19 protein-coding genes and 1 pseudogene are annotated in these 22672 nt (G+C 68.8%); 9 read left to right on the forward strand and 11 right to left on the reverse strand.

All coding sequences use genetic code 11. The features are described from left to right. The first annotated feature begins 47 nt into the window (after nucleotides 1-47). Entirely contained in the window at nucleotides 48-905 is an 858-nt protein-coding gene (locus ACFSJG_RS23105) for a polyphosphate kinase 2 family protein (protein WP_378487564.1), read from the forward strand. A gap of 3 nt (nucleotides 906-908) precedes the next feature. On the opposite strand, the gene ACFSJG_RS23110 is transcribed toward ACFSJG_RS23105, so the two are convergent. The 3 genes from ACFSJG_RS23110 to ACFSJG_RS23120 form a co-directional block, all read right to left on the reverse strand. Next, nucleotides 909-1163, reverse strand: coding sequence for a hypothetical protein (locus ACFSJG_RS23110; RefSeq protein WP_378487565.1), 255 nt, complete (start codon nucleotides 1161-1163; stop codon nucleotides 909-911). A 94-nt stretch (nucleotides 1164-1257) separates the two neighbouring features. Continuing rightward, nucleotides 1258-1824, reverse strand: a complete 567-nt coding sequence (locus ACFSJG_RS23115; protein WP_378487566.1) for a type 1 glutamine amidotransferase domain-containing protein — start codon at nucleotides 1822-1824, stop codon at nucleotides 1258-1260. A 97-nt stretch (nucleotides 1825-1921) separates the two neighbouring features. Beyond that, nucleotides 1922-2962: an NAD(P)-dependent alcohol dehydrogenase gene (locus ACFSJG_RS23120; protein WP_378487567.1), complete on the reverse strand. Its 1041-nt coding sequence runs from the start codon at nucleotides 2960-2962 to the stop codon at nucleotides 1922-1924. Nucleotides 2963-3118: 156 nt separating this feature from the next. Between ACFSJG_RS23120 and ACFSJG_RS23125 the strand changes: the two genes are divergently transcribed. Beyond that, nucleotides 3119-4594: an endoglycoceramidase I gene (locus ACFSJG_RS23125; protein WP_378487568.1), complete on the forward strand. Its 1476-nt coding sequence runs from the start codon at nucleotides 3119-3121 to the stop codon at nucleotides 4592-4594. A gap of 146 nt (nucleotides 4595-4740) precedes the next feature. Here the strand turns inward: ACFSJG_RS23125 and metE are convergent, their stop codons facing one another. The 3 genes from metE to aceA all read right to left on the reverse strand — a co-directional run bounded on the left by metE (nucleotide 4741) and on the right by aceA (nucleotide 9503). Next, nucleotides 4741-7026, reverse strand: coding sequence for a 5-methyltetrahydropteroyltriglutamate--homocysteine S-methyltransferase (gene metE / locus ACFSJG_RS23130; RefSeq protein WP_378487569.1), 2286 nt, complete (start codon nucleotides 7024-7026; stop codon nucleotides 4741-4743). A gap of 121 nt (nucleotides 7027-7147) precedes the next feature. Next, on the reverse strand, nucleotides 7148-8044 hold the full coding sequence (locus ACFSJG_RS23135; protein ID WP_378487570.1) for a 3-hydroxybutyryl-CoA dehydrogenase: 897 nt from the start codon (nucleotides 8042-8044) through the stop codon (nucleotides 7148-7150). Nucleotides 8045-8213: 169 nt separating this feature from the next. Beyond that, entirely contained in the window at nucleotides 8214-9503 is a 1290-nt protein-coding gene (gene aceA, locus ACFSJG_RS23140) for an isocitrate lyase (RefSeq protein ID WP_007534416.1), read from the reverse strand. Nucleotides 9504-10024: 521 nt separating this feature from the next. Here aceA and ACFSJG_RS23145 point away from each other — a divergent pair. The 3 genes from ACFSJG_RS23145 (at nucleotide 10025) to ACFSJG_RS23155 (ending at nucleotide 13057) form a co-directional block, all read left to right on the forward strand. Next, nucleotides 10025-10939, forward strand: a complete 915-nt coding sequence (locus tag ACFSJG_RS23145; protein ID WP_378487571.1) for an MBL fold metallo-hydrolase — start codon at nucleotides 10025-10027, stop codon at nucleotides 10937-10939. A gap of 128 nt (nucleotides 10940-11067) precedes the next feature. Then, the gene (locus ACFSJG_RS23150) at nucleotides 11068-12054 is read left to right on the forward strand and encodes an esterase/lipase family protein (protein WP_378487572.1); all 987 of its coding nucleotides are present in this window, start codon (nucleotides 11068-11070) and stop codon (nucleotides 12052-12054) included. A gap of 217 nt (nucleotides 12055-12271) precedes the next feature. Further along, complete coding sequence (locus ACFSJG_RS23155; protein ID WP_378487573.1) at nucleotides 12272-13057, forward strand: hypothetical protein; 786 nt, start codon at nucleotides 12272-12274, stop codon at nucleotides 13055-13057. Nucleotides 13058-13217: 160 nt separating this feature from the next. Here ACFSJG_RS23155 and ACFSJG_RS23160 read toward each other — a convergent pair whose 3' ends face one another. The 3 genes and pseudogenes from ACFSJG_RS23160 to ACFSJG_RS23170 all read right to left on the reverse strand — a co-directional run. Then, entirely contained in the window at nucleotides 13218-14042 is an 825-nt protein-coding gene (locus ACFSJG_RS23160; RefSeq protein ID WP_378487574.1) for an ABC transporter permease, read from the reverse strand. Next, nucleotides 14039-15034, reverse strand: a complete 996-nt coding sequence (locus ACFSJG_RS23165; protein WP_378487928.1) for an ABC transporter ATP-binding protein — start codon at nucleotides 15032-15034, stop codon at nucleotides 14039-14041. The genes ACFSJG_RS23160 and ACFSJG_RS23165 overlap by 4 nt, the downstream gene beginning before the upstream one ends. A 255-nt stretch (nucleotides 15035-15289) precedes the next feature. Continuing rightward, a pseudogene (locus ACFSJG_RS23170) lies at nucleotides 15290-16285 on the reverse strand (RNA-guided endonuclease InsQ/TnpB family protein); the annotation flags it as partial. An 88-nt stretch (nucleotides 16286-16373) separates the two neighbouring features. Between ACFSJG_RS23170 and ACFSJG_RS23175 the strand changes: the two are divergent. Both ACFSJG_RS23175 and ramB read left to right on the forward strand, forming a co-directional pair. Then, a complete protein-coding gene (locus ACFSJG_RS23175) occupies nucleotides 16374-17207 on the forward strand; it encodes a TetR/AcrR family transcriptional regulator (RefSeq protein ID WP_378487575.1) in 834 nt (277 codons plus the stop codon). An 80-nt stretch (nucleotides 17208-17287) separates the two neighbouring features. Then, on the forward strand, nucleotides 17288-18706 hold the full coding sequence (gene ramB, locus ACFSJG_RS23180) for an acetate metabolism transcriptional regulator RamB (protein ID WP_378487576.1): 1419 nt from the start codon (nucleotides 17288-17290) through the stop codon (nucleotides 18704-18706). Here the strand turns inward: ramB and ACFSJG_RS23185 are convergent. Then, on the reverse strand, nucleotides 18657-20012 hold the full coding sequence (locus ACFSJG_RS23185) for a hypothetical protein (protein ID WP_378487577.1): 1356 nt from the start codon (nucleotides 20010-20012) through the stop codon (nucleotides 18657-18659). The genes ramB and ACFSJG_RS23185 overlap by 50 nt on opposite strands. A gap of 135 nt (nucleotides 20013-20147) precedes the next feature. Here ACFSJG_RS23185 and ACFSJG_RS23190 point away from each other — a divergent pair, with 135 nt between their 5' ends. Together ACFSJG_RS23190 and ACFSJG_RS23195 are read left to right on the forward strand one after the other, a co-directional pair. Then, nucleotides 20148-21017, forward strand: coding sequence for an SDR family NAD(P)-dependent oxidoreductase (locus ACFSJG_RS23190; RefSeq protein ID WP_378487578.1), 870 nt, complete (start codon nucleotides 20148-20150; stop codon nucleotides 21015-21017). After that, nucleotides 21014-21553, forward strand: a complete 540-nt coding sequence (locus ACFSJG_RS23195) for a carboxymuconolactone decarboxylase family protein (protein WP_378487579.1) — start codon at nucleotides 21014-21016, stop codon at nucleotides 21551-21553. The genes ACFSJG_RS23190 and ACFSJG_RS23195 overlap by 4 nt, the downstream gene beginning before the upstream one ends. A 154-nt stretch (nucleotides 21554-21707) precedes the next feature. Here ACFSJG_RS23195 and ACFSJG_RS23200 read toward each other — a convergent pair whose 3' ends face one another. After that, nucleotides 21708-22562, reverse strand: a complete 855-nt coding sequence (locus ACFSJG_RS23200) for an SDR family oxidoreductase (RefSeq protein ID WP_378487580.1) — start codon at nucleotides 22560-22562, stop codon at nucleotides 21708-21710. Nucleotides 22563-22672 lie beyond the last annotated feature (110 nt).

Here is a 22672-nt window from a genome sequence, read left to right on the forward strand (position 1 = left end):
CGCCCTGATCCCGTCGAACCCGCTCCCCTCGTGGGAGAGTCACGACCATGGGCAAGAGTGAAGGCTGGCTGATCCCCGCCGCGCAGGCATTGCGCGTCACCCCCACCACCCGCGTCGGCGAACTCGACACCGGCGGCACCCCCGGCTTCGCGGGAGACAAGGCCCTCGGTGCCCGACTGCTCGAGGAGCGCGGTGCGGTGCTGTCGGGGCTGCAGGAGAAGCTGTTCGCGTGCGCCCGCACGACCGACGAGAACCGGTCCGTGCTGCTGGTCCTGCAGGGCATGGACACCGCGGGCAAGGGCGGAGTGGTCCGGCACGTGATCGGCCACGTCGACCCGCAGGGCGTCGACCACGCCTCGTTCGGGGTCCCGACGCCCGAGGAGAAACGACACCACTACCTGTGGCGGATCCGCCGGGAACTGCCCCGGAAGGGCCAGCTCGGGGTCTTCGACCGCTCGCACTACGAGGACGTCCTCGTGGTGCGGGTGCACGACCTGGTCCCCCGCGCCGAGTGGGAGGCCCGCTACGACGAGATCAACGCCTTCGAGCGTGACCTCGTCGATTCCGGGACGACCCTCGTGAAGGTGGCGATGTTCGTCTCGCTCGACGAACAGAAGGCGCGCCTCGCCGAGCGCCTCGACCGTCCCGACAAGTACTGGAAGTACAACCCGGGCGACATCACCGAACGCGGCTTCTGGCCCAGGTACCAGGAGGCGTACCAGGCGATGCTCGATCGGACGTCGACCGAGCACGCGCCGTGGTTCGTGGTCCCGTCGGACCGGAAGTGGTTCACCCGGCTGGCGGTGACGGAACTGCTGATCGACGCGCTCGAACGCTTCGGCCTGACATGGCCGCCCGCCGACTTCGACGTCGAGGCGGAGAAACTACGACTGGCGCGGTCCTGACGTTCAGGGCTTGACCGGCCAGGCGCTGCCGCCGGGCAGCGGGAACCGCGGTGTGTGCCTGCGCTGCCGGTGGTCGTGCCGCACGGTGCCGCCGACCAGGGCGAGGGCCACCGCCACCGCGACCATGAAGGTCACCGCGGCCACGACCGCCCACCCCGCGAAGCCGGACGCCGCCGCGACGACGGCCAGCGCGAACGCGATGATCGCGAGCAGGCCGAGTGCGTAGCCGAACCACTCGGCGAACAGATGAAGCTTCATGGTGCACTCCTCTCGGTAGAGGAAACGGCTGTGGTGTTCGACGCTACGCCCGCCGAACCGGGAGCGACAAGGGTCGCGGGTCCACGTGTGCAGCTCAGAATCGACCGATCACCTCGGGATGCTGGGTGAACTTCCCGACCAGGGCCGCGCAGAAGCTGGGCAGGTCGATGGGGCTACGGCTCGTCACCAGGTTCCGGTCGACGACGACCTTCTCGTTCACGAAGAACCCGCCCGCGTTGACGATGTCGGTGCGCAGGCTCGGCCAGGCGGTGAGTGTGCGCCCGGTGACCACTCCCGCCTCGACGAGGGTCCACGGTGCGTGTCCGATCGCCGCAACCGGCTTGCCGATGTGCATGGCGTGCCGAACGAAGGCGACCGCGTGGTCGTCGGTCCGCAGCCGGTCCGGGCACAACGTCCCGCCGGGCAGGATCAACCCGTCGTAGCTGTCGAGGTCCGCGCGTCCCACGAGCAGATCCACCGGGAACCGGTCCGCAGTCACGATGTCGGAGCGGTAGGCCTGCACTTCGCCGGGCGCGATGGACAGCAACTCCGTCGTGCCGCCGGCGGCCTCGACCGCGCGCCTCGACTCGACGAGTTCGTCCTGCTCGACGCCGTCGGCGGCGAGAACCGCCACCCGGTGCCCGTCCAGTTGACCCCGCATCGCCTCGACCCTTCACCAGACGTGATCTGCGTCACCTCCATTATGCGCCTGGCGTGCGGGCCGGTGTGGTGGTGCACGCTCGCGCACCACCACCCTCCTAGAACGTCGCGGCGTCGATGACGAAGCGGTAGCGGACGTCACTGCGCAACACCCGCTCGTACGCCTCGTTGATCCGATCCGCGGAGATGAGTTCGATCTCCGAGACGATCCCGTGTTCGGCGCAGAAGTCGAGCATCTCCTGGGTTTCGCGCAGGCCGCCGACGTTGGATCCCGCGAGGCTGCGACGGTTGCCCGCCAGCGAGAACCCGCGCACCGAGATCGGCTTCTCCGGCAGTCCGAGCAGGACCATGGTGCCGTCGAGCGCGAGCGTCCCCAGGTAGGCGTCGATGTCGAGATTGACCGAGACGGTGTTGAGGACCAGGTCGAAGGTGCTGCGCAACTGCTTGAACACGGCCGGGTCGGCGGTCGCGTGGTAGTGGTCGGCACCGAACCGCAGCCCGTCCTCCTGCTTGGACAGCGACTGGCTCAGCACGGTGACCTCCGCGCCCATCGCGTGCGCGATCTTCACCCCGACGTGCCCGAGTCCGCCCATCCCGACGATGGCGACCTTCTTGCCGGGACCGGCGTTCCAGTGCCGCAGCGGCGAGTAGAGCGTGATGCCCGCGCACAACAACGGGGTGGCTGCGGCGAGGTCCAGCCCTTCCGGGATGGAGACGACGAAGCTCTCCGTGACGACGATGTGCGTCGAGTAGCCGCCCTGGGTGACCTTTCCGTCCTTCCCGACGGAGTTGTAGGTGGCGGTGACCCGGTTGGCGCAGTACTGCTCCTCCCCGGCCTCACACGGCCCGCAGACTCCGCAGGAGTCGACGAAGCACCCGACTCCGACGCGGTCCCCGACCTTGTGCCGGGTCACGTCGGCGCCGACCTCGGTGACGATGCCGGCGATCTCGTGGCCGGGCACCACCGGGTACCGGGTTCCGCCCCACTCGTTTCGGGCGGTGTGGATGTCGGAGTGGCAGATGCCCGCGTACTTGATCTCGATCAGGACGTCGAGCGGGCCGAGGTCCCGTCGCTCGATGGTCGTCTTCTCCAGTGGTGCGTCGGCGGCGGTCGCGGCATAGGCGGAAACGGTGAGCATGCCCATATGTCTATCCCCGGCGCCGAACCGACCGCAACGGCGGGCCGCAGCGCCGACACCCGATTCCGCAATTCCTGACCAGGAACACATGGGATTCGCTAACATCACGCAAATTTTGGACATATGTCCAACACATTCGACCCGAGGAGTTCGGCGATGCGAGTGTCGTACAGGGCTGCAGTCGTCGCGACGGTCGGGGCGCTCGTCGCCCTCCCGATCGTCAGCCTTCCCCCCGTCACCGGTGCCGACGAGGCCCCGACCGCGGCGGTCTCGGTCCACGTCGACGGCCGCCACTTCGTCGACGAGTTCGACCGCACCGTCCTGCTCCACGGGGTCAACACCGTCGACAAGTCCGCCCCGTACCTGGATCCCGACGAGACGCTCACACCGGCGGACGCGGATCTGCTCGTCGGACACGGATTCAACACCGTCCGCCTCGGCACCTCCTTCGACGCCCTGATGCCGGAACGCGGACGCATCGACGACGCGTACCTCGACCGGCTCGCCGCGGTCGTCGACACGCTCACCTCGCGCGGCATCCAGGTGCTGCTCGACAACCACCAGGACGGCCTCTCGAAGGTATGGGGCGGCAACGGTTTTCCCGCCTGGGCGATCGAGGCGCGGCCCGGCGCGAACGAGCCCAATCCCGGGTTCCCGTTGTACAACCTGATGCCGAGCATGAACCGGGGCTGGGACGAGGTGTGGAACAACACCCATGGCGCCCTCGACCACCTGGGTGACGCGCTCGCCGCCCTCGCCGCCAGGATGAACGGGAAGCCAGGGGTGCTCGGCATCGAGGTGATGAACGAGCCGTGGCCCGGATCCCCGTTCCCGACCTGTTTCCCGAACGGCTGCCCCGACTTCGACCGCACGTACCAGGCGGCGATGCAGAAACTCACCGACGCGATCCGGACCGAGAGCCCGACCATGCCGGTGTTCTGGGAACCGAACGTCACGTGGAACCAGCTGATGCCGTCGAACCTCGCGAACCCGCCTGAGACACCCGCGCTCACCGACCCGAACATCGTGTTCGCGCCGCACGACTACTGCATCCCCAGCCAGCTCGCCATCTACCTCGGACTGCCCGAGGACCTACGGGTCCTGTGCACCGCGACGCAGAACAACACCTGGCGGAACATCGACGCGATCACCGGACGCGCCGGCATCCCGACCGTGGTCACCGAATTCGGCGACGGTGACCCGACGGTGCTCGGCAACACCCTTCGACGCGCCGACGAGCGCTTCATCGGCTGGCAGTACTGGCACTTCTACGCGAACCGCGGGACCGATCCGTTCCTCGGAGAGGTGGGGCGGCAACTCGTCCGCACCTATCCGCAGGCGACCGCGGGCACGCCCGGCACCCTGCAGTTCAACCCCGACGGCGGCGACTTCCGCTACACGTACACGGCGCGGCCGTCGCCTGAGCCCACCGAGATCTACGTCTCGGAACGGCACTACCCGGACGGGTACGTGGTGACGGCGGACGGCGGCGACGTCACCTCGGCACCCGGCGCCCGCGTCGTCACGGTCGAGGCCGACCCGGGGGCGCAGGTGACCGTCTCCATCCACGGAACCGGATCCGACGGCACGAACCTCCCGGCCGAGACAGGCAGCGGCAGCAGCGGCTCCTGACCGACACCCGGACACGAGAAGGCCCCGAACCGAAAACGGTTCGGGGCCTTCCCATCCCGGACGACGGTGCAGTCCGGGCCCCTCGAGACGTTCCCTCCGCGGCCGCGACCACTCACGGGCCGCGAACGGAACGCACGTCTGTGGCGTCAGCCGGTCCGGGCCGCCCGCCTCCGCAGGCGCCGCGCGGCGGCAACCAGGTTCCGTAGCGACGGTTCGAGCTGCCAGTAGTGGCGGGTCTTGAGGCCACCGTCCGGGTTCGCCCACAGCCGGTCGAGGTCGACCGATTCGGCAGCCTTGGTGAGCAGTTCGTCGAACTCGTCGATGTCGGGAATCCGCGCCGAACGGGACTCGTACACACCGGGTCCCACGCCATGGGTGAGCTTGCGCTCGGTGATCGCGTCGAGCACCCAGTCGATGGACCGGGTCGCCACGATCGCCGTCACGTCGCAGTCGAGGCGCTCGATGGCGTCGACCACCTCGGTCCTGCTGGTGTACGACAGGTGCGTGTGGATCTGGGTGTCCGGCTTCGCGCCGCCGGTCGCCAGCGTGAACGCCTCGACCGCCCACCCCAGGTACTCCAGGCGCCCTCCGGCACGCAGCGGCAGCAGCTCACGGATCGCGGGCTCGTCGACCTGGATGATCGCGATTCCCGCCTTCTCGAGGTCCGCGATCTCGTCGCGGACCGCGAGCGCCAGCTGGTCGGCGGTCTCGTGCAGCGGCTGGTCCTGGCGCACGAACGAGCGCGCCACCATCGTCACCGGACCGGTGAGCATGCCCTTGACCGGCTTGTCGGTCAGCGACTGCGCGTACCCGATCCAGTCCACGGTCATCGGCCCCCGGCGCTTGACGTCGCCGTAGAGGATCGGCGGGCGAACACACCGCGAACCGTATGCCTGCACCCACCCCGCGCGAGTGGACGCGAATCCGTCCATCAGCTCGGCGAAGTACTGGATCATGTCGTTGCGTTCGTGCTCACCGTGCACGAGGACGTCGAGCCCGATGTCTTCCTGCAGGCGAATCGTCCGCTCGATCTCCTCCTGGACCTGCTTGACGTAGTCCGGGTAGTCGAGCCGGCCCTCCCCGAGTTCGTAGCGCGCCTGCCGGATCTCACTGGACTGTGGGAAGGAGCCGAGAGTCGTCGCGGGCACCAGCGGCAGGTCCAGGCGGGCCTGCTGTGCGGCGCGGCGCTCCTCGTACGGCGCCCTGACCCGATCCGCGGGCCGGATCGCGTTGAGCCTGGCCCGAACCTCGTGCTTCTGCTTGAAGTGCACCGACGTCGGCTTCTTGCGCCAGCGTTCGGAGGGGCCCTCGGTCAGGGCCTTCGCCAGTGACACGACCTCTCCGACCTTCTGCTTGGCGAAGGCAAGGCGGTCCGCGACGTCGCCGTCGAGGTCCCATTCGGCGAGCACGTCGTAGGGCACGTGCATCAGCGAGCACGACGTCGACACGACGAGGTCCGGGATGACGTCCGCGAGCTGCGACAGGTACGTCAGCGTGACGACGTTGTCCGCCCGCCAGACGTTGCGGCCGTTGACCACACCCGCGTAGAGCCGCTTGCGCTTGAGGCCGGGGATCCGGGCCAGCTCGTCGGCGGACATCCGGCCGTACACCAGGTCCAGGCCGATGGCCTCGATCTGGGTGGCCGCGAGGATCGGCAGCGCCTCCCCGAGGTTGCCGTACGGCCCGGTGACCAGGATGCGCGGCCGCAGCGGCGCCCGGGACAGCGTCCGGTACGCCCGATCCAGAGCGACGAGCTCGTCGGCGGTGCGGTCCTGCGTGAACATCGGTTCGTCGAGCTGGACACAGGTCGCGCCCGCCTTCGCGAGCAGCTCGAACAGCTCCTCGTACTGCGGGAGCAGCCGGTCGAGCAGGTCGAGGGTCGAGAAGCCCTCGGCCGCATCGGGACCCACCTTGGACAGCAGTAGCAGCGAGACGGGCCCCAGCACCACCGGACGCAGTTCGATACCGCGCGCCTTGGCGCGTTCGAACTCGTCCATCAGGGCGTCGGCGTGCAGCGCGAACGGCGTCCGCTCGTCCAGCTCCGGTTGGCGGTAGTGGTAGTTGCTGTCGATGTACCGGACCAGTTCCAGAGGCGGGAAGTCGGGCCGGCCGCGGGCCATCGTGAAGTAGAAGTCGAGTTCGTCGAGCTCACCCTGCAGGGGCACGAAGCGGGACGGGACGGCCCCGAACAGCAGCGCGTTGTCGAGGACGTGGTCGTAGTAGGAGAACGTGTTGCCCGGGACCTGGGTCAGACCGGTCGCGGCGAGCTCACTCCACGTCTGCTCCTGAAGCTCTCGTGCCACTGCCACGAGTTCCGCCTGGGGACACTGTCCGTGCCAGTACGCCTCGAGCGCCCGCTTGAGTTCACGCCGGGGCCCGATCCGCGGATACCCGAGGACGCTGGAACCGTAACCAGCTGCGCTGCTCGACATTCGAGTCGACCCCTTCCTTCTGCGCTGGGACACCCCTTGCCGCGGGCGCAAATGTCACATCGTGCTCACGGGACGCACACGATGTGACAGTGCGCCCGCGGCGGACAGGGCTCGTTCCGGGCTAGCTGGCCTTCTTGGCGACGCGGCCGTTGTCGGCGTACTCGTAGAAGCCGCGGCCGACCTTCTTACCGACGAGACCGGCCTCGACCATGCGCAGGAGCAGGGGCGGTGCGGAGTACAGGGGCTCCTTGAACTCCTCGTACATCGAGTCGGCGATCGACTTCACGGTGTCGAGACCGACGAGGTCGGTGAGCGCCAGCGGGCCCATCGGGTGTGCGAGACCGAGGACGGTCGCCTTGTCGATGTCCTCCTTGGTCGCGAAACCGGATTCGACCATGCGGATGGCGGAGAGCAGGTAGGGCACGAGCAGCGCGTTGACGACGAAGCCGGAGCGGTCGGCGGATCGCACGACCTGCTTGCCGAGGACCTCGCCGGCGAACTGCTCGGCGCGCTCGGTGACCGCGGCGCTCGTCTTGAGGGTGGTGACCAGCTCGACCAGAGGGAGCACAGGCACCGGATTGAAGAAGTGCAGACCGATGACGCGCTCGGGACGGCTGGTGGTGATGCCGAGCTTCATGATCGGGATGGAGGAGGTGTTGGACGCGAGGACCGCGTCGGGATCGGTGACGATCTGGTCCAGTTCGGCGAAGATTGCGCTCTTGACCTTCTCGTCCTCGACGACGGCCTCGACGACGAGCTGCCGGTCTGCGAAGTCGCCCAGGTCGGAGGTGAAACGGAGGCGCCAGGCGGCCTGCTCGCGCTCACGTTCGGTGATCTTTCCACTGCTCACGCCGCGGTCGAGCGAGCGCATGATGCGCGCGCGTCCGGCTGCCGCAAGCTCGCGGGTCTGCTCGTACACCAGGACGTCGACATGCGCGCGGGCACACACCTCAGCGATTCCGGCGCCCATCTGTCCGGCGCCGATCACGCCGACGCGCTGGATCTTCTCGCTGGTCACGTCAGCTCCTCATCGTGTGGTGGATCGTCATGCAGATATCTGTGCATCGCGGTTGTCCATCCCCGCCGCGGGATCCGGGCTGTTGGTCCCGCGGCGGGGTGAACGATGAGTCGTCACCCCTGCGACGGCGCCGGGGAAGCGCCGCCGCGGGCGACTGGGGTGGCAGTTCCTAGTGGAACTGGCCCTCCTCGGTGGAGCCCTTCAGAGCAGCCGTCGAGGTGTTGGGGTCGACAGTGGTGGCGATGCTGTCGAAGTAGCCGGCGCCGACCTCACGCTGGTGCTTGATGGCGGTGAAGCCACGCTCCTCGGCGGCCTTGAACTCGCGCTCCTGCAGGTCGACGAAGGCGGTCATGCCGTTGCGGGCGTAGCCGTGGGCCAGGTCGAACATGCCGTAGTTGAGCGAGTGGAAGCCGGCGAGGGTGATGAACTGGAACTTGAAGCCCATCGCGCCGAGCTCACGCTGGAACTTCGCGATGGTCGCGTCGTCCAGGTGCGCCTTCCAGTTGAAGGACGGGGAGCAGTTGTAGGCCAGCAGCTGGTCCGGGAACTCGCTGCGAACCGACTCGGCGAACTTCTTCGCGACCTCGAGGTCCGGAACACCGGTCTCCATCCAGATGAGGTCGGAGTACGGGGCGTAGGCCTTCGCGCGGGCGATGCAGGGCTCGATGCCGTTCTTGACGCCGTAGAAGCCCTCGGCGGTACGGGTGCCGTCCAGGAACTCACGGTCGCGCTCGTCGACGTCGGAGGTCAGCAGGGTGGCGGCCTCGGCGTCGGTGCGGGCGATGACGACGGTCGGGACGTCCGCGACGTCGGCCGCGAGGCGAGCCGAGGTCAGGGTGCGGATGTGCTGCTGGGTCGGGATGAGCACCTTGCCACCGAGGTGGCCGCACTTCTTCTCCGACGCGAGCTGGTCCTCCCAGTGCGAACCGGCGACGCCGGCCGCGATCATGGCCTTCTGCAACTCGTAGACGTTGAGGGCGCCACCGAAGCCGGCTTCGCCGTCGGCGACGATCGGAGCGAGCCAGTTGTCGACGGAGGTGTCACCCTCGACCTTGGCGATCTCGTCGGCGCGCAGCAGCGCGTTGTTGATGCGGCGGACGACCTGCGGAACCGAGTTGGCCGGGTAGAGGCTCTGGTCCGGGTAGGTGTGGCCGGAGAGGTTCGCGTCACCGGCGACCTGCCAGCCGGAGAGGTAGATGGCCTTCAGGCCGGCGCGCACCTGCTGCACGGCCTGGTTGCCGGTGAGGGCGCCGAGGGAGTTGATGTAGTCCTCGTTGTTGACGAGGTCCCACAGGATCTCCGAGCCGCGGCGAGCGAGGGTGGCTTCCTCGACGACGGTGCCCTGCAGCTTGACAACCTGCTCGGCGGTGTAGTTGCGGGTGATGCCCTTCCAACGCGGGTTGGTGTCCCAATCCTGCTGGATCTGCTCTGCGGTCTTCGGGGTGCCGGTGGTCGACATCAAGACTCCACTCTCTTCGGATCAACTGGCCTTTCGGGGAGCTCGTCCAGTACGTCCGTACGGCTTCGCATCCTTGCCAGGCCCTTGCTGTGTACGCATCAAGGGTGTCATAGGCAAAATCTGGCGTCTACCTGTAGCTAATGCCAAGCTTCGCTAGATTCTCCCCCCAAGTTGCAAAGATTGCGAAGAACTATTGGGCCACCACGCGCCGGCTACAGCGACGGAAGTTACCCGCGGGTACGGTGTTTCCGCAGGCAGATGCCCCACCCCGGGCCGCGACCACGGGGGCGGCGCACGGTTCGCAACGAGGCCTTCCCAGCCGTGGCCATCACGGCCGGGACACCCCGTTTGTGAGGGCAATCACGGAACCCGACCCTTCGCCGGGCGATGCGGTCGACCCGGCCGGACTGCTCGCTGCAGACGCCCTCGGTCTCCTGCGTCCGCCGTCTCCACACCGTTGCCAAACCCGCGCCGACGGCGAAATCGTCGCAGCGCGATCGCCCCCGGCTACCGTGCCCGGTATGCGCGTGCGACTCGGTAGACCCGACATCTCCACGTACCGGAACCGGTTCGACGTCCCCGCTGCGGGGGCGGAGCCTGCCGTCACGTTTCTCGGTGTCTCGACCCTGCTCGTCGAGGACGGCGGGTCGGCGATCATGACCGACGGCTACTTCAGCCGCCCGTCGCTGGCCCGGGTGGCCCTCGGCCGGATCGCACCCGACCCGACGCGCATCGACGCGGCCCTCGGCAGGGTCGGTGTCACGGCCCTCGACGCGGTGATCCCGGTGCACACCCACTTCGATCACGCGCTGGACTCCGCGGCGGTCGCCGAGCGCACCGGCGCCGTTCTCGTGGGCGGCGGTTCCGCCACGCAGGTCGGCCTCGGTCACGGCCTTCCCTCGGACCGGTTGGTGGCCGCGACGCCCGGCGCCCCGATGCGGTTCGGCGGTTTCGAGGTGACGCTGATCGAGTCGCACCACTGTCCACCCGATCGGTACCCCGGCACGATCACCGCGCCCGTCGTGCCACCGGTCCGCGCGTCCACCTTCCGTTGCGGCGAGGCGTGGTCGACACTGGTCCGCCACACCGGGTCCGGCCGGTCGCTCCTCGTCCAGGGCAGCGCCGGATACGTTCCCGGCGCACTCGACGGCACCAACGCCGATGTCGCCTATCTCGGAGTCGGGCAGCTCGGTATCCAGTCCGACGACTACATCGAGGCGTACTGGACCGAGACCGTCGCGACCGTCGGCGCGCGACGAGCGGTCCTCGTCCACTGGGACGACTTCTTCCGACCGCTCACGCAGCCGCTGCGCGCACTCCCCTACGCCGGCGACGACCTCGACCGCACCATGTCGGTGCTCGTCCGGCTCGCCGACCGCGACGGCGTGACGCTCTCCTTCCCCACCGTCTTCGCCCGCGAGAACCCCTGGGCGTGAGTTCCGCGACAGTGAGACGAGGACGCCCGTTTGCGCCGCGGCTGGACGGTCACCCGGGCACACTCGGAGTGTGCTCGCACGGACCCGGCAGCCGGCATCCGCGACACACCGACCCCTGGGGGACTCACATGCTCGACCGGCTTCGCACCGCGGCAACCACTGTCGCGACCGTTGCACTGATCTCCCTCGGCGCCGCTGCACTCCCGTCCGCGGGTGCGGCGGCGAGTTCCTCAGGGTCGGCAGCGACGGCGGAACCGGAGCAGGGCACCCTCGCCGGCGTCAACGACTGGACGTGCGCGCCGACGCCGCAGCACCCCCGTCCTGTCGTGCTCGTGCACGGCGTCGGTGCGAGCATGCAGAAGACGTGGGGCGGACCCGGCGAGCTGTGGGGGGACCCGCCCGAGACGCAACACCGGGGTCCGCTCGTCGAGCAGCTCGCTGCCGACGGCTACTGCGTCTTCGCGCTGAACCACGGTGCCACCCAGGTGCTGCAGTCCGACCTGACGTGGGTGACAGGGTGGGGAACCGGAGACATCGAGGACTCCGCCCGTGAACTCGCCGGGTTCGTCGACGACGTCCTCGAGCGGACCGGGGCCGCACAGGTCGACATCGTCGGGCATTCGATGGGCGGTACGGTCGCCCGCCAGTACCTCCGGTTCGAGGGGGGCGTGACCCCGGATGGCAGCACGGTCCACACGCTCGTCCTGCTCGGGCCGACGACACACGGAACGACGTTCGGTGGCACCTATCCCACGGCTCTCGCCGCCGCAACCGCCCCGAAAGCCGTGCGGCAGCAGGTCCCCGGGTCGTCCTTCCTGACGAAGCTCAACGCGGGCCAGGAGACGTTCCCCGGCGTCGACTACACCGTCATCGCGACCACCAAGGACGAGTCGATCACCCCCTACCAGAGTTCGTTCCTCGTCGCCGCTCCCGGAACGTCGGTCCGGAACGTGTACGTGCAGGACGTCTGCCAGGACCCCGACCTCGCAGTCGGGCACGCCCGGGACTTCGGAGAACCCGGTGCGGACGGTCCCGGTCTGATCGACCATCCGGTCCCACTGTTCCTCGTCCGCCAAGCCCTCGATCCGGCGCTGACCGGAGGACCGCCCTGCTGACGCGCCCCGGCTCGGGGTCGCGGAACGGCGGCGGCTCCCGGGAAGCGGTCCAACGGTCACCGCGCCTAGGTCGGTGCGACGGATCGTGAGCGTGCACGGAACCGCTGCGCCGCCCGGTGCGTCCAACAGACGTGCGAGAGTGCACCGTGCGCCGCAGCGCCCCGGGGTGTTGCGGCGGAACGCGCACACTCGACGATCCCGAGACCGAAAGAGAGCAATGAGCACGCACCTCCCGATTCGACGCCTGTTCGCCACTGCCCTGCTCGCCACCGCGGTCGCCGCCGCGGCCACGGGCTGCGGTGACGACACCTCCGGCACCGCGCAGTCCGCCGAATCGGCGCCCGTCGCCGAACTGTCGGCGTCCTCCTCCCCTGCCGAGAAGCTCGAGGCGGCGGTGACCCGAACGCTGACGGCGGGACCGATCCGCGTCTCCACCACCGCGGGCGGCATGACGACCGAAAGCCAGCTCGACTACACCCAGCGCGTCACCTACACCGAGATGGGTGACGAGTCGTCCCCGGTGCAGGGCGTTCTCATGCGGGGCAACGTCGTGTTCGTGCTGCCCGGTCAGGGCGCCGAGGGGGCGAAGCCGGGGACCTGGTACCGGGTTTCCGACAGCAACGGCATGTCGGGGATGCTCGACAAGACCTTCGACTCCGACTTCGTCAAGAAGCTGGTGCTCAGCTCCAAGGAGATCGTCGACAGCGGCCGGGAGGACGTGGCCGGCACCTCGACGACGCACTTCGTCGTGACGCCCGATCCCGAGGTGATGATCGACCTCGCTCTGGAGGCCCTCCCCGAGGAGATGAAGTCGTCGGGCGTCGATCTCCGTGCGGCGATGCGGCCCCAGGTCCCGACGGCGGTGCACTACTGGATCGCCGACGACGGCTACCTGGTGAAGGAGGACGACGGCACGCAGGTGAAGACGTACCACTCGTTCGGTGAGCCGCTCGACCTGCCCGAGTTCGACGAGGACACGGTCGAGGTGCTGCCCGGCGCGTGACGTCCGAGGGTGGGTGCCGATGGTGCACACACCTTTTCGTCGCCGCACACCCCCGTGTTCTTTGCCAGGGTGTGTCTCACGATCACCCTGGCAAAGAACGGTTCCACGCGCAGAGCCCCTGTGCACCACCGACAAGGTGTGTGCACAGGGGTTCTGTGCGTCAGATGCTGCGCATGACCGCCCGGATACCGACCCAGAGTCCGACCGCGCAGGTGGCGATCGCGGCGACGATCCCCCATGCGACGTCGGCGTCCCACATGACACCGGTGAACAGTGCCCGCTCGGCGTCGACGATGTAGGTGAGCGGATTTCCCTTCGACAGCGCCTGCATCCAGCCCGGGCCGGATTCCAGCGGCAGCATCATACCGGCGAGCAGCAGCAACGGGAAGATCACCGACTGCTGCACACCCCAGAACACCCACTCACGACCCTTGGCCGCCAATCCGAGTGCGTACGACAGCGCACCCAGTCCGATGCCGAATACGCCGAGGATCAACAGTCCGACGAGGACGTGCAGCGGGTAGAAGGTGAGCCCGAACGGAATGGCGACGACGGTGATGAGCAAGGCCTGGACGACGAGCGGCGCGAACTCCTTGAGCGCACGGCCGACGAGGATCGACGAACGGTCCAACGGTGTTGCGAGAATCCGCTCGTAGGCGCCGGTCATCAACTCGTACAACAGGTTTCCGCCGACCATTCCGGTGCCGAAGATCGCGATCATCACCAGCACGCCGGGCAGGAACCACTGCAGAGCCGACTCGCCCTCGATGCCCCCGGCACCGAGCATTCCGTCGAGCAGCGGGCCGAAGAGTCCGAGGAACACCAGCGGCTGCAGCAGGGAGAAGATCAGCGAGAAGGGATCCCGCAGGACGACGAGGATCTCGCGGGTGAACACGGCTCCGGTGTCGTGCAGCCACTTTCCGACGCGGGAGCGGTCGGCGACGGGATAGGGCGTCGTCTCGGTTCGGGTGATGACGTCGGTCATGCCGCCTCCTCGCGCAGGGACCTGCCGGTCAGGTTCAGGAACACGTCGTCGAGCGACGCGGGTTTGACGTCGGTGGACGCGACCGCGACCCCGGCCGAGTCGAGGGTGCGCAGCAGCGGCGGAACGAGTTCCGGACCGTTGTGGGTGGTGAGCGCGAGCCGGACCGAGCCGCCGTCGGTGACGGATTCGGTGACTCCGGTGACCGCGGAGGGCAGCACCGAACGGGCCGCGGCCACACCTTCGCCCGAGGACAGTTCGACGGTGACGACGTCGTCCGCGTAGTCGCGTTTGAGCACCGCGGGCGTGGCGTCCGCGATGACGGTGCCGTGGTCGATGAGCACGATCCGTTCGGCCATCGCATCGGCCTCGTCGAGGTAGTGAGTGGTCAGGAGCAGGGTCATCTCGTTCTGCTCCCGCAGCCGCAGCACGTGGTCCCACAGGTTGGCGCGGGCGTGCGGGTCGAGCCCGGTGGTCGGCTCGTCGAGGAACAGCAGTCGCGGGTGGTTCATCAGCCCCATCGCGACGTCGAGGCGCCGTCGCTGGCCACCGGACAACGACTGCACCGTGCGTTTCTCGAGACCGGTCAGCTCGAGGGCCTCGAGCAGTTCCGCCGAACGGGCTCGGGCGACGTCGGCGGGCACGGAGTAGAACCGCGCCTGGTTGCGCAGCTCGTCGCCCACCCGGTACGAGTAGCCGCCGGCATTGCCCTGCCCGACGTAGCCGATGCGGGCCCGGACCTGCGCCGGCTCGCGCACCACGTCGCACCCCGCGACCTCCGCGGTCCCGGAGGTGGGACTCAGCACCGAGGTGAGCATGCGCATGGTGGTCGACTTCCCCGCCCCGTTGGGGCCGAGGAAGGCGACGAGTTCGCCCTGTTTCACCTCGAGGTCCACACCCTTGACCGCCTCGACGGTCTCTTTCTTGCGACGAAAGGTCTTCGTGAGCCCCCTCGCCCGAATCGCGTTTTCCGTACGGTGTACCGATTCAGCCATGCGATTTACGGTACGCTGCACGAGAAATCTGCGCAACGGCAATTTCCCAGGAAGGTTCCTTAACGCTTCCCCTGCCCGAAAGCAGGAGATTCCACGCTCAGACCGCAACCCGACCATCCCCGGAGGGAGGTGACCACATTGACTGACATCCTCAACACGTGTGCAGCCGCGCTCTGCCACAGCCAGGACCACCCCGGCAGCGTTCCGATCCCGACCCGCAGCGAACCCGCAGACCTCACATCGGAAGACTCGTTCACCGAGCCCGAGGCGCTGCTTGGCTCTCGCGAAACACCCCGAACACGTCATGCTCGTGTACGCGGGCCGAACCAACACCACCCTCCGGCCGGCCCGCACACCACGCTCGATCAACTCCCGCTTCGCCGCTCCGATCGCAGCATCGGCGGCCTTCCGCGCCGTGGTCGACTTGGCCAGGAACTTCGGTGTGAAGTCCTCCACCGCGATCAGAGCGTGGCTGTCGACAACCCGCTTCGCCCACACTCGCGAATCGTGTGCGGTTTGCCGGGCGGCCTTCTTCTGCAGCCTCGCAGCCTGGCGTTTCGCCCGCCCGTACCCCTTGGACTGCGGACCCCGACTACCGCTGTGGCGACGGGCCATCGTCCGTTGTGCCTTCGCGACCTCCGCCGCGCACCGTTTCCGGTGGCCGAGATGCGGCAAGTCGAAGGCTGCGTCGGTGGTGGTGGCCGTCGTGGATACACCCCAGTCGACACCGATCCCACCCGCCGCATCAGGGGCGGGTGGGGCATCGCGGCGGACGACGAACGATGCATACCAATGCCCCAACGAATCACGGGTGATGCGGACACTCGACGGTTCGGACGGCAACTCCCGCGACCACACCACCGGAACGGAAATGCCTTTCGGCAGAATCAGCCGACTGTCGTGGATCCGGAATCCGCGTCGCGTGAACTCCAATGTCAGGGGTGCCTTCTTACGGGCCTTGAACGTCGGCCGGCCACGACCCTTCACCGTGAACGACTGCTGCAGCGACTGAGCGTATGTCCGCAGGGTTTGTTGCTGCGCGACCTGAGAACCATCCTTCAACCACATGTTGCGCGATCGCGCGTCGGTCAACAGTCGAGACAGGCTTCCGAACGTCGGCCGTGCCCCCGAATTCTGCAGGTGGACCGCCTCATTCCACAGGAACCTGCACCGATCCCATTCCGCGACCAGGGCACGCTCCACCTGAGCGCCGGGCCGCAACCGGAACGTGTACCGCACCACTTCCCCCATGCACGGCAACGTAATCGAGACCACCGACAGAAGGGAGGACGGCGCTTCCTCTCTCCGTGAGCGAGGGAGTATCCGCGCCAAACACCCGATGACCGACTCGACCCCCGAGACGCCCGCGGCGGACAACCAGCGCTTCGCCCGACTGTGGGAGGAGCCGGCCCCGCCGTCCACCCGCGGCCGGCCCGCCCGCGTGAACCGAGGGCAGGTGGTGGACGCCGCCGTCGGTGTCGCCGACGAACACGGAATCGACGCGGTGTCGATGCGGTCGGTGGCCCGGGCGCTCGGAGTCGGAGCGATGACGCTCTACTCTCACGTCCCCAGCCGCGACCACCTCGTCGATGCGATGGTCGACCGCGCCTACGCGGACTTCGCCCTCCCCGACCGCGATCTCGCATGGCGTCCCGCACTGGAGGCGTACGCCCACGGCTACTTCTCGCTGCTGCGCGCGCACCCCTGGCTGACCTCGATCAACAGCTGGCGAATGCCACTGGCTCCGAATGTGTTCGATGCGGACGAGGCGGGCTTCCGGATCCTCGTCGACACCGGACTCACCGCGGGCCAGGTCGTCGAGACGATCGCGATCGTCAACCAGACCGTGTCCGGGTTCGCCCGGTCCGCCGCCGCCGAGGACGCCGACCAGCGCAGTCAGGGCACCGATTACGAGACCTACTGGGCGGCGCAGACCGACTTCTGGCAGAACACCTTCCAGCCGAGCCTGTACCCGACGATGACCAGGCTGTGGACCGTCGGCGCGTTCGACAACGGCGCCACCCCGTTCGAACTGCGTATCGGCGCCCTGCTCGACACCATCGAACTGCTCATCGAGAAGTCCTCGGGCGATCCCATCCCGTCGTTCGACGACTGCATGGCCGTGCCGTGGCCCGATACCGACTGCCCACCTCCGGTCGACGGCCAGGCCTGACCCGACGCGTCCTCGACGGCGCAGCTAAGAGTGCGAAGGCCTGATTGCGAAGGTGTGGTGCACGCGCCTAACCTGGTGCAATGGCCAAGACCTTCGTCGGGGCTCGCCTCCGGCAGCTGCGCACCGAACGCGGGATGAGCCAGGCCGCGCTGGCCAAGACACTCGAGATCTCGGCGAGCTATCTGAACCAGATCGAGCACGACGCGCGGCCTCTCACGGTCCCGGTCCTGCTCCGCATCACCGAGATGTTCGGCGTCGACACGTCCTTCTTCTCCTCCCAGGACGACACCCGCCTCATCGCCGAGCTCCGGGAGGTCGCCCTCGACCAGGAGATCGGGTTCGAGGCGGACCCACAGGAACTCGCCGAGATGGTGTCCGCGCATCCGACACTCGCCCGCGCGGTCGTCAACATGCACCGCCGCTACCGCAACACCACCGCGCAGCTGGCCGCGGCGACGGAGGACCGGTACAGCGACGGCAGCGGATCCGGCTCCATCACGATGCCGCACGAAGAGGTACGCGACTACTTCTACCAACGCCAGAACTACCTGCACGAACTCGACACGGCCGCGGAGGATCTCACCGCCCGGATGCGGTTCCACCGGGGCGACGTCGCCGGCGAGATCGCGAAACGGCTGCAGAACGTCCACGACGTCCAGATCGTGCAGCGTATCGACCTCGGCGAAGGGGTCCTGCACCGATACGACCCGGACCAGCGGGTGCTGGAGATCTCGCCTCACCTCTCGGGTGGGCAGCGGGTCTTCAAGTACGCCGCCGAACTCGCCTACCTCGAATACGGCGACCTCATCGAGAAACTCGTCGACGAGGGCAGCTTCACCTCCGATTCCTCCCGGTCCCTTGCGAAGCTGGGCCTGGCGAACTACTTCGCGGCCGCGACCGTGCTCCCCTACGGGCAGTTCCACGATGTGGCAGAGGACTTCCGCTACGACGTCGAGCGGCTCTCGGCGTTCTTCTCCCAGTCGTACGAGACGATCTGCCATCGCCTGTCCACCCTGCAACGACCCAAGCTGCGCGGGGTGCCGTTCTCGTTCGTCCGCGTCGACCGGGCCGGGAACATGTCGAAACGGCAGTCCGCCACCGGTTTCCACTTCTCGTCCAGCGGCGGCACCTGCCCGCTGTGGAACGTGTACGAGACGTTCGCGTATCCGGGCAAGCTGATGACGCAGATCGCGCAGATGCCGGACGGTCGCAACTACCTGTGGGTCGCACGCACCGTCGAGCGTCGGGCGGCCCGGTACGGCCAGCCGGGCAAGACCTTCGCGATCGGCCTCGGCTGCGAGCTACGGCACGCCCACCGCACCGTCTACGCGGACGGCCTCAACATCGGATCCGACGCCGCCGCAACGCCCATCGGCTCAGGCTGCCGGGTGTGCGAGCGGACGAACTGCCCGCAGCGGGCGTTTCCGCCGCTCGGCAAGGAACTCGACATCAACGAGCACCGCAGTTCCGTCTCTCCGTATCAGATCGCGGAGTCGTGACCGCCTCGACCGAGGTCAGGGTGCCCGCAGGCATCCACGTCCGGCGGCCCGACGACGCCGGATAGCCGGTCCAGGCGAGCACCTGCACGGCATCGTCCGGGTCGACGGCTGTCAGGGCGAGGGTGTCTGGGTCCTCCAGGTACGCGACGCAGACGGCCTCCGGCACCGATCCGAGGCACACCCACTCGTCCCAGCCCCCGGCGAGATCTCGGCGCCGGTGCCGGACCGCCCCGGTCCCCGTGACCGCCACGACCGCGACGCCGTGTAAGGGGTGACCGACCGCGCTGACGGCGGCGACGCCGGGTTCCAGCGACTCCCAGGTCCCGTCGGGCGCGCCGTCGAACACGCGGTGACGCAGCGTCCCGTCGGCGCCGACGACCAGCACGTGCACCCCGTCCGGCGTGGGCACCGCCGCCACCGACCGAGGGTCGTGCTGTCCCAGCGGAACCCACTCGGCGGGAGCGCCGGGGCGCGCCCCGCAGGCCACGAGGTCCCCGGCCGCGGTCGTCGCCACGACCACCAGTCCGTCCGCGCCGACGCAGGCGAGCACGCCGTCCCGGAACGGTCCACCGAGCGGGGTGGACTCTCGGTCGCCCTGGACCGCGAGCGAACCGTCGGGCCACTGTCGCACCGTGACCGGCCCGGCCGGGGTGTCGACGTCGACGTGACTCGCGACCGGAACACCGGACGACGTCGCGTCGGTCCGGGTCCGCAGGTGCAGGGCGCGGTACTCCGCCGGGTCGGCCACCCACTCACCGGTCCCCGCGCGGACCGTGCCCACGTATCGGGCCGCGGCGCCTTCCGTCGCGATGCGCAGCGTGCAGTCGGCGCCGGGCCGATCGAAGCGCACCTCGTGTACGGAACCGGGGTCGGTCCAGGCGAACCGGGCCCGCTCCCCGGGCGCGGTTGCCTCCGCCCAGCAGGAGATCGGCAGTGCTGTGCGCCAACGCAAGTGGATCGAGTCACGGTGAACCGTGACCCGACTCATCCGGATCCGCTCGCTCGGCGTCACGGGGACGGCCGCCGATTCGAGGGCGGTGGTGAGGACCAGCGTGGCGAGCACCTGCCCCAGGGCGGAGCGCAGTGTGAAGGTCTGGGTCTGGTTGAGGGTCACCGTCGAGACCGCCGATCCCGTCCGCCCGAATCCGCACACGGACTCCGCGCCCCCGTCGACCCGGAGAGTCAGCCGACCCGACGCGAGCGTGCCGGTGTCCCACGTGACGGTCACAGGAACGGTCGAGTCGACCCCGCTCGGCGTGAAGACCACAGGGTTCCGCGCCGGCGGCAGCAGGGACAGCAGCGCCATCGGCTCCCTCCTGGCAGACAGGCTCCCCACCCTACCGACGGCCCCACCGATTTACCGGCAGCCGCGACGCGGAGTCGCCTCGCGCGTCGGAGATGCCTGTTATTTTGCGTACGACGCCGACATCGGGGGGACACCATGGCACGCCAGCTCGACGAACTCCTGGCCGGACGCCGGGTGCTCGTCACCGGCGCGGCGCGCGGCATCGGTGCCGCACTCGCCACACGCCTGCACCGCCGCGGTGCCCGGGTCGCACTACTCGGACTGGACCCGGAACTGCTCGAACAGGTCGCCGTGACGTGCGGCCGTGCCCCGTGGCGGCACTGCGACGTGCGCGACCCGGACGCCCTCGAGTCCGCGGTCGGCGAGCTGGTCGACGGGCTCGGCGGACTGGACGTGGTGGTCGCGAACGCGGGGGTCGGTGCGCAGCTGCCGATGGTCGGGGGAGATCCGGAGGTCATGCGGCAGACGGTCGAGGTGAACCTCATGGGCACCTATCACACGCTGCGGATCGCCGGTGAGCACCTGGGGCATTCGAACGGGTATGCGCTCGTGGTCGCGTCCGGCGCGGCGGGTGTGTCGCTGCCGCTGCTCGGCGCGTACAGTGCCACCTCCGCGGCGACCGAGGCCCTCGCCAACACGCTACGGGTGGAGATGCGGCACCTCGGCACCCGCGTCGGCGTCGGATACCTCGGCGAGATCGACACCGAGATGGTGAGCATCGGGTTCGACAGCGCCGCCGCGGACAAGATCCGGTGGTCGGGCATGTTCACGTCGCTCTCGCCCACCGAGACCGCAGTCGCGGCGCTGGAGAAGGGGATCGCGTTGCGCCGCAGGAGGATCTACGCACCGGCCTGGGTGGGTGGCGTGATGCACCTGCGCGCGCCCGCGCAACGGATCGTCGACCTGCGCCCACAGCCGACGATGGCCGCGGCCCTCGCGATCGCGCGGACCGAGAGGGCCCGGTTCACCACAACCCTGACCGGCCGAAAGGAACCGACCTCATGACACCCCGCATCCCGCCCGGCCGGCTACGGCGACTCGGCCCCGTGAACTGGACGGTGTGGCGGGTGGTCTCGCTGGTGTCGCGCACCCCCGACGCCCAGTTGTTCAGCACCCTCGGGCGGGCCGGTGGCACGTACCGCGGCTGGCTGCACTTCGCGGCGACCGTGCTCATGCCGGGCGGCCGGATCTCCCGTCACGAGACCGAACTCGTGATCCTCCGGGTCGCGCACCTGCGCGGCTGCGACTACGAGATGGACCACCACATCCGGCTCAGCCGCCGCGCGGGCGTCACGCCGGAGATCCTGGCCAGGGCCCTCATCGGCGCGGAGGCCGACGGCTGGAGCGACCGACACCGCGCCATGCTGGCAGCGGTCGACGAACTGATCACCGGCAAGGACCTGAGCGACGCCGCCTGGTCCGCGCTGGCGAAGCACCTGAACGACCGCGGGATGATCGAGTTCGTCCTCCTGGTCGGCCAGTACGACATGCTCGCCACCACCATCGGCACCCTCCGCATCGAGCGCGACACCTTCGCCTGACCCCCGCCGCCCCCGGCTGAACGTGGCGTTCGTTCGGCCTGACGAGACGAATGTGCCGTTCAGCCACACCGGCCCCGCTGCCGCCGCCCCCGGCTGAACGTGGCGTTCGTTCGGTCTGACGGCACGAACGCCACGTTCAGCCAGTGGGCGCGGGCTACAGGGCAGCGCGGAGGACGTCGACGACGGGGGTGGACGGACGACCGATCAGCTTCTGCAGGTGGCCGCTGTCCGTGTCGAGGGCTCCGATCTCGATACCCGCGTCGGAACTCGCGAGCATCTGCACGTAAACGGCAGGCATCCCCGCCGATTCGAGCGCCGCCGCATACTGCTCGACCGAGAGGTTCTGGTAGACAACGGTCTTGCCGCTCGCATCAGAGATCCGGGCTGCGAGTTCGGTGAGCGTGAGGCGCTCGTCGCCGCCGAGTTCGTACACCCGGCCCTCGTGTCCATCACCGAGCAGGACCTCGGCCGCGGCCTCGGCGAAGTCGCGCCGGGAGGCGCCCGCGACCCGTCCGTCACCGGCGGCACCGGCGAGGACGCCACGCTGGACCGTTCCGGCCAGGTCGGTGGTGTAGTTCTCCCAGTACCAGCCGTTGCGCAGGAACGCGTGCGCGAGACCGGACCCGGCGAGCAGGTTCTCGGTCTCCCGATGCTCGGGAGCCAGCGACAGCGGGCTGGACTGCGCGTCGAGCAGGGACGTGTACGCGACGAATCCGACGCCGGCAGTAGTGGCGGCGGCGATGACGTTCGTGTGCTGTGGGAGACGCTGCCCGACCTCGCTGCTCGAGATCAGCAGCAGCCGGTCGACTCCGGCGAGCGCGGCGTCGAGAGCGGCCCGGTCGCCGTAGTCGGCGACGCGGACCTGCACCCCGCGCGCGGCGATGTCGGCTGCCTTGTCGGCATCGCGGACGATCGCGACGACCTCGGCGGGCTGTGCGCCGCGCGCGAGCAGCGCATCGACGGTGAGCCGGCCGAGCTGTCCGGTGGCTCCGGTGACGGCGATGGTCATGATTTCTCCTCGATCGGATGGAGCGCGACGGTTCGCCGCATCACGATCCATCATGCACTTACTTTTCGTAAGTGCCAACTATCCAGTCAGCGCTTACGGCAGAGACGGTA

Source organism: Rhodococcus gannanensis (assembly GCF_042681175.1).
Lineage (GTDB): Bacteria > Actinomycetota > Actinomycetes > Mycobacteriales > Mycobacteriaceae > Rhodococcus_G > Rhodococcus_G gannanensis.